The organism is Streptomyces sp. NPDC051322 (assembly GCF_040689485.1).
In the GTDB taxonomy this organism is placed as follows: Bacteria; Actinomycetota; Actinomycetes; order Streptomycetales; family Streptomycetaceae; genus Streptomyces.
The window spans coordinates 347619-360905 of sequence record NZ_JBFBAK010000008.1; the positions used below are offsets into that span (position 1 = coordinate 347619).

Annotated in this window: 10 protein-coding genes; 8 read left to right on the forward strand and 2 right to left on the reverse strand. The window is 69.7% G+C overall.

Translation table 11 applies throughout. The annotated features are described in order from the left end of the window. Positions 1-55 precede the first annotated feature (55 nt). The 7 genes from AB0436_RS20875 (at position 56) to AB0436_RS20905 (ending at position 8312) form a co-directional block, all read left to right on the forward strand. Positions 56-1303, forward strand: coding sequence for a spermidine/putrescine ABC transporter substrate-binding protein (locus tag AB0436_RS20875; RefSeq protein ID WP_366469380.1), 1248 nt, complete (start codon positions 56-58; stop codon positions 1301-1303). A 43-nt stretch (positions 1304-1346) separates the two neighbouring features. Then, the gene (locus AB0436_RS20880) at positions 1347-2519 is read left to right on the forward strand and encodes an ABC transporter ATP-binding protein (protein ID WP_366469381.1); all 1173 of its coding nucleotides are present in this window, start codon (positions 1347-1349) and stop codon (positions 2517-2519) included. Then, entirely contained in the window at positions 2516-3448 is a 933-nt protein-coding gene (locus AB0436_RS20885; protein ID WP_366469382.1) for an ABC transporter permease, read from the forward strand. The genes AB0436_RS20880 and AB0436_RS20885 overlap by 4 nt, the downstream gene beginning before the upstream one ends. After that, on the forward strand, positions 3448-4260 hold the full coding sequence (locus AB0436_RS20890; protein ID WP_366469383.1) for an ABC transporter permease: 813 nt from the start codon (positions 3448-3450) through the stop codon (positions 4258-4260). Before AB0436_RS20885 ends, AB0436_RS20890 begins: the two co-directional genes overlap by 1 nt. A gap of 38 nt (positions 4261-4298) precedes the next feature. Further along, complete coding sequence (locus AB0436_RS20895) at positions 4299-5717, forward strand: FAD-dependent oxidoreductase (protein ID WP_366469384.1); 1419 nt, start codon at positions 4299-4301, stop codon at positions 5715-5717. Between the two features lie 204 nt (positions 5718-5921). Further along, a complete protein-coding gene (locus AB0436_RS20900) occupies positions 5922-6395 on the forward strand; it encodes a hypothetical protein (protein ID WP_366469385.1) in 474 nt (157 codons plus the stop codon). A gap of 99 nt (positions 6396-6494) precedes the next feature. After that, complete coding sequence (locus AB0436_RS20905) at positions 6495-8312, forward strand: glycoside hydrolase family 18 protein (protein ID WP_366469386.1); 1818 nt, start codon at positions 6495-6497, stop codon at positions 8310-8312. Here AB0436_RS20905 and AB0436_RS20910 read toward each other — a convergent pair. Further along, positions 8263-9099, reverse strand: coding sequence for a phosphatase PAP2 family protein (locus AB0436_RS20910; RefSeq protein WP_366469387.1), 837 nt, complete (start codon positions 9097-9099; stop codon positions 8263-8265). The genes AB0436_RS20905 and AB0436_RS20910 overlap by 50 nt on opposite strands. 103 nt (positions 9100-9202) lie before the next feature. Continuing rightward, complete coding sequence (gabT, locus tag AB0436_RS20915) at positions 9203-10534, reverse strand: 4-aminobutyrate--2-oxoglutarate transaminase (RefSeq protein WP_366469388.1); 1332 nt, start codon at positions 10532-10534, stop codon at positions 9203-9205. Positions 10535-10785: 251 nt separating this feature from the next. On the opposite strand from gabT, the gene AB0436_RS20920 reads away from it, so the two are divergent. Continuing rightward, the gene (locus AB0436_RS20920) at positions 10786-13218 is read left to right on the forward strand and encodes an ATP/GTP-binding protein (protein WP_366469389.1); all 2433 of its coding nucleotides are present in this window, start codon (positions 10786-10788) and stop codon (positions 13216-13218) included. The last annotated feature ends 69 nt before the right edge of the window (positions 13219-13287 follow it).

Consider the following 13287-nt stretch of genomic DNA (forward strand, 5'->3'; position numbering starts at 1 on the left):
CGGCGTCGGGACCGATCAGGACGTCGGACACCGACAGAGAAAGGGCACCGAGCCCATGGAGCAGTACGAGCCAGACCGTCTCTCCGCGGCCCAACTGGCCGCCATGCGCCGCAGCCTGACCAACGGCAGGGGCGCCCTCACCCGCCGTTCGCTGCTGCGCGCCACCGGTGCGGGCGCGCTCGCGGTGGGCGGCCTCAGCACGCTGAGCGCCTGCGGCATCCCGGCCGCGAAACGCGCGGGCGGGGCCCAGGCATCCGACGACCACTCGGCCGAGGAGAAGGAGGTCAACTTCTCCAACTGGACCGAGTACATGGACGTCAGCGACGACGAGAAGCACCATCCCACGCTGGACGCCTTCACCGGGCGCACCGGAATCAAGGTCAAGTACACCGAGGACATCAACGACAACGACGAGTTCTTCGGGAAGATCAAACCGCAGCTCGCCGCCGGTCAGGACACCGGGCGCGACCTCATCATCCTCACCGACTGGCTGGCTGCCCGGCTGATCCGTTTCGGCTGGGTGGAGAAGCTGGACGCCAGCCGGTTGCCCCACGCGTACGCCAACCTGTCCGGACAGTTCCGCAGCCCCGACTGGGACCCGGGCCGTGCCTACTCCTACCCCTGGGCCGGTATCCCCACGGTCATCGCCTACAACACCAAGGCCACCGGAGGACGCAAGGTCGACTCGGTCACCCAGTTGCTGGACGACCCGAAGCTCAAGGGACGCGTCGGTTTCCTCTCCGAGATGCGGGACTCCGTCGGCATGACCCTGCTCGACATGGGCAAGGACCCGGAGAAGGTCACCGAGGCCGACTACGACGCCGCGATCGGCCGGCTGCAGAAGGGCGTCGACAAGAAGCAGATACGGCGCTTCACCGGCAACGACTACATCAGCGACCTGGCCAAGGGCGACATCGCGGCCTGCGTCGCCTGGGGCGGCGACATCACCCAGCTGCAGGGCGACAATCCGGACGTCCAGTACGCGATTCCGGCCAGCGGCTACATGACCTCCACCGACAACATGATGGTCCCGGCCAAGGCCCGCCACCAGGCCAACGCGGAACGGCTGATGGACTACTACTACGAGCCGCCGGTCGCCGCGAAACTCGCCGCGTACATCAACTACGTCTGCCCCGTCGACGGCGTCCGCGCCGAACTGACGAAGATCGACCCGAAGCTCGCGGCGAACACTCTGATCCTCCCGGACCAGGAGATGGCGGCGAAGTCGCACGCCTTCCGCGCGCTGTCCAGCAAGGAAGAAACGGCGTACGAAGCGAAGTTCGCCAAGCTCATCGGCGCCTGACCGCCGCCGCCCACTTCTCCTCATCGAACCTGGGACCGCACCCATGACGACCGCACCCAAGACGCAGACGAACGAAGGCGGCGACGTCCGTCTCACCGGGATCAGCAAGACCTATGGCTCCTTCACCGCCGTCCACCCGCTGGACCTGACCGTCCCGCGCGGCACCTTCTTCGCCCTCCTCGGTGCGTCGGGCTGTGGCAAGACCACCACCCTGCGGATGATCGCCGGTCTGGAGGACCCGACCACCGGAACCGTCGCGCTCGGCGACCAGGACGTCACCGATCTGCCGCCGTACAGGCGCCCGGTCAACACCGTCTTCCAGTCGTACGCGCTCTTCCCGCACCTCGACGTCACCGAGAACATCGCCTTCGGGCTGCGCAGGCGGGGCATCAAGTCGGTACGCAAGCAGGTCGGCGACATGCTCGACCTCGTCCAGCTCGGTGAATTCGCCCACCGCAAGCCGCATCAGCTCTCCGGTGGACAGCAGCAGCGCGTCGCCGTCGCCCGCGCTCTCATCAACCACCCGCAGGTGCTGCTCCTCGACGAGCCGCTCGGCGCCCTCGACCTGAAGCTGCGCCGCCAGATGCAGCTCGAACTCAAGCGCATCCAGACAGAGGTCGGCATCACCTTCGTCCATGTCACCCATGACCAGGAGGAGGCCATGACGATGGCCGACACGGTCGCGGTGATGAACGGCGGCCGTGTCGAGCAACTGGGCGCACCCGCTGAGCTGTACGAGAATCCGCGGACCACCTTCGTCGCGAACTTCCTCGGCACCTCCAACCTCATCGAGGCCGAGGTCGTCGAGGCCGCTTCCGAGATCACCGTGCTGGCTTCCGGCGCCAGACTTCGGCTGCCGGCGGGCCGGTGCCCGGCCGCCACCGCGGGCGGCGGCAGGCTGCTCGTCGGGGTGCGCCCGGAGAAGATCTCCCTGGTGCACACGGACGACGCCGCGGAGATTCCGGAGGGGCGCAACCGGATCACCGGACGGATAGCCGACTCCAGCTTCATCGGTGTCTCCACCCAGTACCTCATCGACAGCCCGGTCTGCCCCGCACTCGAGGTCTACGTACAGAACGTCGAACGGGACACCCGCCTGGTGCCCGGCGCCGATGTCATCCTGCACTGGAACCCGGAGCACTCCTTCGGCCTCGACGCGGACCAGGCCGTCGACGCGGGCAAGATGGGCGACACCGGCGTCGGGGAGGCGGCGTGAGCCTCACCGAAACCCCGCCGGCCCCCGTCCCCGAGGCGGTCGCCCCGGAAACCCGCAGGCGTCCGGTCCGCAAGCGGCTCGTGCCGTACTGGCTGCTGATCCCCGGCATCATCTGGCTGCTGGTCTTCTTCGCGCTGCCGATGATCTACCAGGCGTCCACGTCCGTACAGACCGGCTCCCTGGAGGACGGCTTCCAGGTCACCTGGCACTTCCAGACCTACTGGGACGCGCTGCGGGAGTACTACCCGCAGTTCATCCGCTCCCTGCTCTACGCGGGCACCGCGACGGTGCTCTGCCTGCTGCTCGGCTATCCGCTCTCCTACCTCATCGCCTTCAAGGCAGGCCGCTGGCGCAATCTGGTGCTGATTCTGGTGATCGCGCCGTTCTTCACCAGCTTCCTGATCCGCACCCTCGCCTGGAAGACGATCCTGGCCGACGGCGGCCCTGTGGTCGGCGCGCTCAACACGCTGCACATCCTGGACGTCACCAACTGGCTCGGCTGGACCGAGGGCAGCCGGGTGCTGGCCACCCCGATGGCGGTGGTCTGCGGACTCACCTACAACTTCCTGCCGTTCATGATCCTGCCGCTCTACACCTCGCTCGAACGGATCGACGGACGGCTGCACGAAGCGGCGGGCGACCTCTACGCCACCCCGGCCACCACCTTCCGCAAGGTGACCTTCCCGCTGTCCATGCCGGGGGTCGTCTCCGGCACCCTGCTCACCTTCATCCCGGCGGCGGGCGACTACGTCAACGCCGAACTGCTCGGCTCGACCGACACCAAGATGGTCGGCAGCGTCATCCAGTCACAGTTCCTGCGCGTCCTCGACTACCCGACGGCGGCCGCGCTGTCCTTCATCCTGATGGCGGTCGTACTGATCATGGTCACCGTCTACATCCGCCGAGCCGGCACGGAGGACCTGGTCTGATGCTGAGGCACCTCGGGCGCCGGCTGCGGCGCCATCTCGTCACCATCGCGGGACTGATCACACTCGCCTATCTGATCCTGCCCAATGTCGTCGTGATGCTGTTCTCCTTCAACAAGCCTCGCGGCCGCTTCAACCTCACCTGGCAGAAGTTCTCGCTGGACGCCTGGCAGGACCCCTGCGGGGTGGCGGGCCTCTGCGGCTCGCTGAATCTCTCGCTGCAGATCGCCGTCTGGGCGACGCTCGGCTCCACCGTGCTCGGCACGATGATCGCCTTCGCGCTGGTCCGTTACCGCTTCCGGGCCCGCGGCGCGATCAACTCGCTGATCTTCCTGCCGATGGCGATGCCCGAGGTCGTGATGGCCGCCTCGCTGCTGACGCTCTTCCTCAACATGGGCGCCCAGCTGGGTTTCTGGACCATCCTGATCGCGCATATCATGTTCTGCCTCAGCTTCGTGGTCACCGCGGTCAAGGCGCGCGTCATGTCCATGGACCCGCGCCTCGAGGAGGCGGCCCGCGACCTCTACGCCGGGCCCCTGCAGACCTTCCTGCGGGTCACCCTGCCGATCGCCGCTCCCGGCATCGCGGCGGGCGCGCTGCTCGCCTTCGCGCTCTCCTTCGACGACTTCATCATCACCAACTTCAACGCGGGCTCGACCGTGACCTTCCCGATGTACGTCTGGGGGTCGGCGCAGCGCGGCACGCCCGTGCAGATCAACGTCATCGGCACGGCGATGTTCGTCATCGCCGTTCTGGTGGTCCTCGGCGGCCAGCTGATCAGCAGCCGCCGGAAGAACAGCCCCGCCACCGAGTAGGCCCGCAAGCCCAGCAGTACCCCGAAGGAGTGGAACCCATGGCCCCAGCCGCCATGACCCGTGCCGTTGCCGCATCGCTCGCCGACGCCCGCCCGGTGTCGTTCTGGCTGGAGGACCCCGGTAAGCCCGCCGTTCTCCCCGCGCTGACCGGGGACCACAGCTGCGACCTTCTGGTGGTCGGCGGCGGCTACAGTGGGCTGTGGACCGCGCTGCGTGCCAAGGAGCGCGAGCCGGGTCGTGACGTCGTACTGGTCGAGGGCCACGAAGTGGGCTGGGCCGCCTCCGGCCGCAACGGCGGATTCTGCGCGGCCTCCCTCACCCACGGTCTGCCCAACGGGATCGAGCGCTGGCCCGACGAGATCCAGCAACTGGAAGCGCTGGGGCAGCGCAACCTCGACGCCATCGAGGCGAGCGTCGCTCGCTACGGGATCGACTGCGAGTTCGAGCGCACCGGTGAGATCGATGTGGCCACCCGGCCGCACCAGCTCGACGAACTCCGCGCCTGGCACCGGGAACTGACCGACCGCGGCTTCGACGGTATCGAACTCATCGACCGGGACGCACTGCGCGCCGAGGTCGACTCACCCACTTTCCTGGGCGGCCTGCACGACCGGCGGGGCGTCGCGATGGTGCACCCGGCGAAGCTGGCCTGGGGTCTCAAGCGCGCCTGTCTCGGTCTCGGCGTGCGGATCCATGAGCGGACCCGCGCCCTGGACCTGGTGCGCTCGGGCCCCGGAATGGCGGTGCGCACGCCGTACGGCAGGGTCTTCGCCCGCCAGGTCGCGCTGGGCACCAATGTGTTCCCCTCGCTGGTCAAGCGGGCCCGTCCGTTCACCGTGCCGGTCTACGACTACGCGCTGACCACCGAACGGCTCACCGACGAGCAGCTGGCGTCCGTCGGCTGGCGCAACCGGCAGGGGCTCGGTGACAGCGCCAACCAGTTCCACTACTTCCGGCTGACCGCCGACCGCCGCATCCTGTGGGGCGGTTACGACGCGATCTATCCCTACGGAGGCCGGCTGAGCGCCGAACTCGATCACCGGCCCGACACCTACCTCACCCTCGCCGAGCACTTCTTCCGCTGCTTCCCGCAGCTCGAAGGGGTCCGCTTCAGCCATGCCTGGGGCGGCGCGATCGACACCTGTTCACGGTTCTCGGCCTTCTTCGGTACGGCGCACGGCGGCCGAGTCGCGTACGCGGCCGGCTACACCGGCTTGGGCGTCGGCGCCACCCGCTTCGGCGGTGATGTGATGCTCGACCTGCTGTCGGGCGCCCGGACCGAGCGCACCGCGCTCGCCATGGTCCGCAGCAAGCCGCTGCCCTTCCCGCCCGAACCGTTCGCCTGGGCGGGGATCGGCCTGACCAAGTGGTCGCTGGCCCGGGCCGACGAGCGGGGCGGGCGGCGCAACCTCTGGCTGAAGTCGATGGACCGGCTGGGCCTCGGCTTCGATTCCTGATTCCTGAGGCCTGAGGCTTGAGGCCTGAGGCTTGAGGCCTGAGGCCTGAGCCGTGGGCGCCGCGTGCGCCGGGGGCGCACTTCTGCGGTGCGGCTGTGACCCACTTCACCACCGACGGGTGGCCGAACCCGCGTAACGGAACGGCGTCCACCCGCTCTCTCCTCGTGAACGCATCACCACGCGTACACGAAGGGAGGCCGGGCCATGACTGGTTTCCGGTCAACGGCGGCGGTGGAGTGGCTGGCATCGGTGGCGCCGGATCCGGACGCCTGCCATGCGGAATGGGAGCGCAATCCGCGGGGGATCGCGCTCCTTCCGGCCGGCCGGCGCTGGGACGTACTGATCATCCCGGGGACGCTCGGCTATCCCACCCTGGACGTACTGACCCGTCTGGTCGACCGTCCCGGTCCGGTGCTGACGGACTTCGGCGACGCCCGCATGGGCTTTTTCGTGCCACCGGGCACGGTCGGACGCTGGCTCGGCACCGGCGTGCGCGGCGCGGGCTACGGCACCTGGATCGTGGTGCCCTACCCCGAACCGGGCCGGGTGTCCGGCGGCACACGCTGGCTGATCCCACCGGACGGCTCGGGGACGCTCACCGATCCGCTGCTGCTGGAGATGGCGATGCACGAGGCGGCGGCGCTCCTGGCGGGTGACATGGGCGACGGATTGGTCTGAACCGCCCTCGGAAGCCGGCCAAAGCCTTGACAGCAGTATTGGTCTGGACCATGTTGGGCGCGCTTCACCACACCGATTCCCCCATGTCCGGAGGCAGTTGTGGATCGCCCAAGATTTCTGGCCGTGCTCGCCACGGTCGCACTCGCCGCAGGCGGACTGGTCGCGACGGCGCAGGTCTCCCAGGCGGCCGACTCGGATCTCGCCCGCAACGGCGGATTCGAGTCCGGCCTGGACGGCTGGGCCTGTACGGCGGGCAGCGGCGCCGCCGTCAGCTCGCCCGTGCACGGCGGGACCGCCGCCCTCAAGGCCACCCCTGCGGGCAGCGACAACGCGCAATGCGCGCAGACGGTGCCCGTCCGGCCCGGCTCGACCTACACCCTCAGCGCCTGGGTACAGGGCAGTTACGTCTATCTCGGCGCGTCCGGCACCGGTACCACCGACGTCTCCACCTGGACCCAGTCGGCGGCCGGCTGGCAGCAGCTGAGGACCACCTTCACGACCGGCGCGTCCACCACCTCGGTGCAGGTCTACCTCCACGGCTGGTACGGCACTCCGGCCTACTACGCCGACGACCTCAGCCTCCTGGGCCCCGGCGGGGACCCCGTACCGCTGCCGACCGCACCCGGTGGGCTGGTGGCGGGCACCGCGACCGCCACCAGTGTTCCGCTCTCCTGGAACGCGGTGACCGGTGCGACCGGCTACACGGTTTACCGCAACGGCGCCAAGGCCCTCACGGCGAGCGGCACTTCGGCGACCGTGACCGGGCTCTCCGCCGCCACCTCCTACAGCTTCCAGGTCGCCGCGAGCAATGCGGCGGGTGAGTCGGCGAAGTCCGCCGCCGTCACCGCCACCACCGCGGCGAGCCCGGGTGGCGGTGATGGTGACGGCGGCTCGGGTGCGTTGCCGGCCCACGCACTCGTCGGCTACCTCCACGCCAGCTTCGCCAACGGCTCCGGCTACACCAAAATGGCCGACGTTCCCGACTCCTGGGACGTCATCGACCTCGCCTTCGGCGAACCGACGTCGCCCACATCCGGCGACATCCGTTTCAGCCTGTGCTCCATCGCGGAGTGTCCCGGAGTCGAGTCCGTGGCCGACTTCAAGGCCGCCATCAAGGCCAGACAGGCGGCCGGCAAAAAGGTGCTGATCTCGATCGGCGGGCAGAACGGGCAGGTGCAGCTGACCACGACGGCGGCCCGCGACACCTTCGTCTCCTCCGTCTCGAAGATCATCGACGACTACGGTCTCGACGGTCTGGACATCGACTTCGAAGGCCACTCCCTCTCGCTCAACACCGGTGACACCGATTTCCGGAACCCGACCACACCGGTGGTGGTCAATCTGATCTCGGCGCTCAAGACGCTCAAGGCGAAGTACGGCGAGAAGTTCGTGCTCACCATGGCGCCCGAGACGTTCTTCGTCCAGCTCGGATACCAGTACTACGGATCGGGCCCCTGGGGCGGCCAGGACCCCCGGGCCGGGGCCTATCTGCCGGTGATCAACGCACTGCGCGACGATCTGACCCTGCTGCACGTCCAGGACTACAACTCGGGCTCGATCATGGGACTCGACAACCAGTACCACTCGATGGGCGGCGCCGACTTCCACATCGCGATGACCGACATGCTGCTCACCGGCTTCCCGGTGGCCGGCGACCAGAGCAGGATCTTCGCCCCCCTGCGTCCCGACCAGGTGGCCATCGGCCTCCCCGCCTCGACGAACGCGGGCAACGGCTACACCTCGACGGCCGACGTGGACAAGGCGCTCAACTGCCTGACCAAAAAAACCGACTGCGGTACGTACGCCACCCATGGCAGCTGGCCGGCTCTGCGCGGTCTGATGACCTGGTCCATCAACTGGGACCGGTTCAACAATCAGGAGTTCTCGAAGAACTTCGACGCCTATTTCGGTGGCTGACGCACAGCGAGGCGATCAGCAGCAGACATCCGCACAGGCACCAACTGGCCAGCACATCCAGGGGCCAGTGATACCCGTGCAGGACAAGGCCGGTGCCCGTCGCCACCGTCAGGATTACGGCGACGGGCACCGGCCGGCTCCGTGTGGTGTACGGCGTGAGCAGCAGGGCCGCTCCGCCGTACGCCACCATCGCGGTGGCCGAGTGACCCGAAGGGAAGTAACCCGTCGACGGGTCGAGCGGTCCGGGCCTGGCCGTCCAGTCCTTGAGCGGGATCACCAGTGCGGGGACCGCGGCCATCGCCACGGCGGTGACCCCGACGTCGAAACGGCTGCCGCGCCACAGGGCGTAGCCCATCGCCAGTGCGAGCACCGGCAGCGCGACCTGCATATTGCCCAGATCGGAGAAAGCCTGGTTCAGCCAGCTGGGGCCGTGGTGCACGAGGTGCCGGTCGATCCGCTCGTCCAGCCGCAGCAGCGGGCCTTCCGTCCTGACCTGCCAGGTGATCAGCGCGAAGAGGAGCGCGCAGCCGAGTGCGGAGAAGACCGGAAGCCGCTCGGCGGGGAAAATAGCCGGCCGCCCGGGAACAGGGGGGGTAGTTCCTGGGCGGCCGCCTGGACCGGTGTGCCGCGCGCCCCGGGGGGTGTGGGGCGGGCGGCCATCCGATCGGTGAGGAGACCCGGAGCCTGAAGCTCCGGTGGTGTGCGCGAAGGCACGACCAGGCTTGAGCTGGGGAGGCCCTTGCCTGGAATCGCCCACGGTCACCCGTGAGCGAGGTGTTTCTCTCATCTGTAGAGACCGTACGGCAGAGGACCGGGGGGCCGACAGCCGGAAACGCATCCCGCCATCGGCCCCGCACACCTTCTTCACACGCTCTGACCCCTGCGGGCGATCAGACGCCCGCGAAGGCCTGCTCCAGCAGGTCGAGTCCCTCGTTCAGCAGGTCCTCGCCGATGACCAGCGGCGGCAGGAAACGCAGCACGTTTCCGTAGGTGCCACAGGTCAGGACCAGCAGACCCGCCGCATGGCACGCCTTGGCGAGAGCCGCGGTGGCCTCCGGATTGGGGTCCTTGGTGCCGGACTTGACCAGCTCGACCGCGATCATGGCGCCACGGCCGCGGACGTCGCCGACGATGTCGTACTTCTCCTGCACCGCCGCCAGGCGCCCCTTCATGACCTCCTCGATGCGCTTGGCCTTCGCGTTGAGGTCGAGCTCCTTCATCGTCTCGATGGCGCCGAGCGCGGCGGCGCAGGCCACCGGATTGCCGCCGTAGGTGCCGCCGAGGCCGCCGGAGTGCGCGGCATCCATTATCTCGGCGCGGCCGGTCACCGCCGAGAGCGGCAGGCCGCCCGCGATGCCCTTGGCCGTGGTGATCAGGTCCGGGACGATGCCCTCGTCCTCGGAGGCGAACCACTGACCGGTTCGGCAGAAGCCGGACTGGATCTCGTCGGCGACGAAGACGATGCCGTTGTCCTTGGCGAATTGCGCGATGGCGGGCAGGAAGCCCTTGGCCGGCTCGATGAAGCCGCCTTCGCCGAGCACCGGCTCGATGATCACTGCGGCGACGTTCTCCGCGCCGATCTGCTTGTTGATCATGTCGATGGCCTGCGCGGACGCCTCGGCGCCCGCGTTCTCCGGGCCGGTGGGCCAGCGATAGCCGTAGGCCACCGGCACCCGGTAGACCTCCGGGGCGAACGGACCGAAGCCCTGCTTGTACGGCATGTTCTTGGCGGTCAGCGCCATCGTGAGGTTGGTGCGGCCGTGGTAACCGTGGTCGAAGACCACGACGGCCTGGCGCTTGGTGTAGGCACGGGCGATCTTCACGGCGTTCTCGACGGCCTCGGCGCCCGAGTTGAAGAGCGCCGACTTCTTGGCGTGGTCACCGGGGGTCAGCTGGGCGAGCTGCTCGCAGACCTCGACGTACCCTTCGTACGGCGTGACCATGAAACAGGTGTGGGTGAAGTCGGCGAGCTGCGCCGACGCGCGGCGCACCACGGCCTCGGCGGAGGAGCCCACTGAGGTCACCGCGATGCCGGAGCCGAAGTCGATGAGCCGGTTGCCGTCGACGTCCTCGATGATGCCGCCGTTCGCGCGGGTTGCGAAGACCGGCAGCACCGAGCCGACACCGGCGGCGACCGAGGCCAGGCGCCGGGTCTGCAGTTCCTGCGACTTCGGGCCGGGGATGGCGGTGACGACGCGGCGCTCCTGCGGGAGAGCGGTCATGGGGGGCTCCTGTGGGACGAAATCGGACGGTTCCTCTCTGTGCAGGCTAGGGGCGGCCCGGACGGCAGGGCATGCTCCGTTCGGTACGGGTCGCGATGTGTCGTTGTCCGCCACGGACATAGGCGCGTGATGACACCCGGTAACGGGAACGTGGCACTAGATTGAGGCCTCATCAGCGCAAGACCGTGCGAAGAGACGGCAACGGCGCAGCACACGCACAGGGCACACCTGGCTGGTCAGGGGGCACGGGCATGGACACCGAAGGCACGTACGACGCACGCGGTACCAGGGGCGCCGGCCCCGTACCGCGTCCCGCCGGGCCGCCGGCCATCCCGCCCCCGCCCGCGCACGCGCCGGGCACCGGTCCGGCACTGACCGAATGGCTGCGGGCGCCGCGTCACCAGGCGGGCCCCGGCGTCTGGGCGTACGGCCATGTGGAGCGCCCCGCGGAGTCGGAGCAGGTGCCCGGACGCACCGTGCTGAGCGGTGCGGTGATCTCCCTGCTGGCGTGCGTGCTGGTCTGGTCGCTCTGGCGCAACGGCTACATCCCGTACTGGCGGGTCCCGCTGGAGCTCTTCACCCCCGGCGACTGGTGGACCGCACGCCGGCTGGGCGAACCGGTGCCGCAGGCGGCCGACAACGCTCTGGAGATCTACCAGTTCCTGATCGCCGGGGCCCTCCTCTACGGCTTCGGCCGGCTGGGCAACTGGCGCGGAGCCTTCGAGCGGGCCGTGCAGGACCGGAGCACGCGGGGACGTGCGGGGATTGCGCTGATCAGCGGGTTCCTTGTCTGGCTCCTGGTCTGGTCGGGCACCCTGCCGGGGCTCGACATGGTCTTCATGCTGATGCCGCAGTCCTGGCTGAACGGCGGCGGCGACCGCATCACCGCTGCCTTCGTGGCCTACACGGTGTACGGGCTGATCACCCTGGCGATCTTCTGGCCGTTCGCCCGCCTCGGCCGGTGGGGCGACCTGCTGCGTCCGGGCCCTGCGCCGCGGCGGAGCGCCGAGCCCCCGCATCCCGGTACCGCCGCCCCGGCCCAGGACCCGGCCGCGCCGCAGGCCGAGGACTGGCCGGAGCTGCGAGCCCAGGGGCTCGTCGAGCTCGCCGACCGGCTCTCCGACGAGGTGCGGTCCGGCCGGATGAACGACGTCGACTACACCCGGGTCCGCCGCGCCTGGCGCTCCGTCCAGGCCGATCCCTCGCGGCTGGCGCCGTTCAGCGAGGCGGTGCGGCAGCAGGCGTCCGCCGCCTGTGTGCATCCTTCCGGCGACCGCGACCTGCCGGTGCGTTCCGCCCGCCACGATCTGTTCGTCAGTCAGGTGCGGCTCGGCACCGTCGACGACAGCGAGCGCAACCCCTATCCGCGGCGCGGGAGCGGACTCGCGCTCGACCCCGGCCTGCTGGGCACCTCACTGCTGGCCGTCGGCCCGCCCGGCGCCGGCAAGACCCGCCGGCTGGTGCGGCCGGTGGTGGAATCCCTCGCCCTCCAGGCCCTCACCGGCCAGGCCGCGGTGATCGCCGTCGCCGCGGCGGGCACCCCGTTGGGGCCGGACGAGATGTACGACGTCATCATCAAGCCGGGCGATCCGGCCTCGGTGCACGACCTGGACCTCTACGGCGGCACCGCCGACCCGGACGAGGCCGCAGCCGTGCTGGCCGAGGCGCTGACCGGTGACCTCCCCGAGGTGGACAGCCGCCGCGCCGCGACCGCGCTGGCCCAACTGCTCGGCCCCTACCACGTGGCGCACGGCCACTTCCCCCCCGTACCCGACCTGCGTGAACTCCTCGACGGAGTGCCGACGGTGCTGGCCGCGCTGCGCGAGGCGCTCGACGCGGGCGGTCACTTCGGCCTCCAGCGGGAACTCGACGCACGCGCCCGGCAGGCCGGCTCCCCTGGCGACCCGGGGGTCGCGCTGGCCGACCGGGTCGCGGTCCTCGACCGGCCGGCCTTCGCCGGCTTCTTCCAGGTGGTCGGCGCCGAAACGGGCGCCGAAACGGGCGCCGGCACGGGCAGCGGTTCCGGCGGTGGCACCGGCCGAAAGGTCCGGCCGTTCTCGCTGCGCGCCCTGGAACACCCCGTCCGGGTCCGTATCGATCTGCCCGAGCGGGCCCACGCCGAGGCGTCGCGGGTCCTGGCGCGGCTGATCCTGGCCCAGTTCACCGCGAGCGCCGCGGCCCGCGCCGACCGTTCCCTCTTCGCCTGCCTCGTCCTCGACGACGCGACCCGCACCATCACCGCCGACTCGCTCCGGTCCGTCCAGCGGCTGCGCTCCGCGCACGCCGGAGCGGTCCTCACCCTGCGTGGCCTCAGCGACGTGCCGGAAGAGTTGCAGACCGCGCTGCTCGGGGCGGTCGGCTGCCGGATGGCGTTCTCCGGTGTCACCACCTGGGAGGGCAGGTCCTTCGCCGAGGCGTGGGGCACCGAATGGGTCGAGACCAGGGACGTCACCCAGCGCACGGTCTTCGCCGATCAGCCGCTCACCCGGGCCATCCACTCCTTCCGCAAGCTGGTCACCGGGAAGGCCGTGACGACGGACGCGGTGACCGTGCGGAAGGTCGAGCGGGAGCGCTGGTCGGCCTCCGACCTGGCGCACTCCGTGCCGGCCGGCCATGCGGTGCTGTCGCTGACCTCGGTACGCGGTGACCACGCGCCGCCCCTGCTGGTCGACCTCCGCGGCTGACCGGGGTGCGGAACCCGTACATGCTGGCAGAATCGAAAGAGCCGTTCATACGGGGCGGCGTATTTCTCA

Excerpts from the sequence above, each read along its gene's own strand:
- AB0436_RS20875 (WP_366469380.1), top strand. The coding sequence starts at position 56 with ATGGAGCAGTACGAGCCAGACCGTCTCTCCGCGGCCCAACTGGCCGCC.
- AB0436_RS20880 (WP_366469381.1), top strand. The coding sequence starts at position 1,347 with ATGACGACCGCACCCAAGACGCAGACGAACGAAGGCGGCGACGTCCGT.
- AB0436_RS20890 (WP_366469383.1), top strand. The coding sequence starts at position 3,448 with ATGCTGAGGCACCTCGGGCGCCGGCTGCGGCGCCATCTCGTCACCATC.
- AB0436_RS20895 (WP_366469384.1), top strand. The coding sequence starts at position 4,299 with ATGGCCCCAGCCGCCATGACCCGTGCCGTTGCCGCATCGCTCGCCGAC.
- AB0436_RS20900 (WP_366469385.1), top strand. The coding sequence starts at position 5,922 with ATGACTGGTTTCCGGTCAACGGCGGCGGTGGAGTGGCTGGCATCGGTG.
- AB0436_RS20910 (WP_366469387.1), bottom strand. The coding sequence starts at position 9,099 with ATGAGAGAAACACCTCGCTCACGGGTGACCGTGGGCGATTCCAGGCAA.
- gabT (WP_366469388.1), bottom strand. The coding sequence starts at position 10,534 with ATGACCGCTCTCCCGCAGGAGCGCCGCGTCGTCACCGCCATCCCCGGC.
- AB0436_RS20920 (WP_366469389.1), top strand. The coding sequence starts at position 10,786 with ATGGACACCGAAGGCACGTACGACGCACGCGGTACCAGGGGCGCCGGC.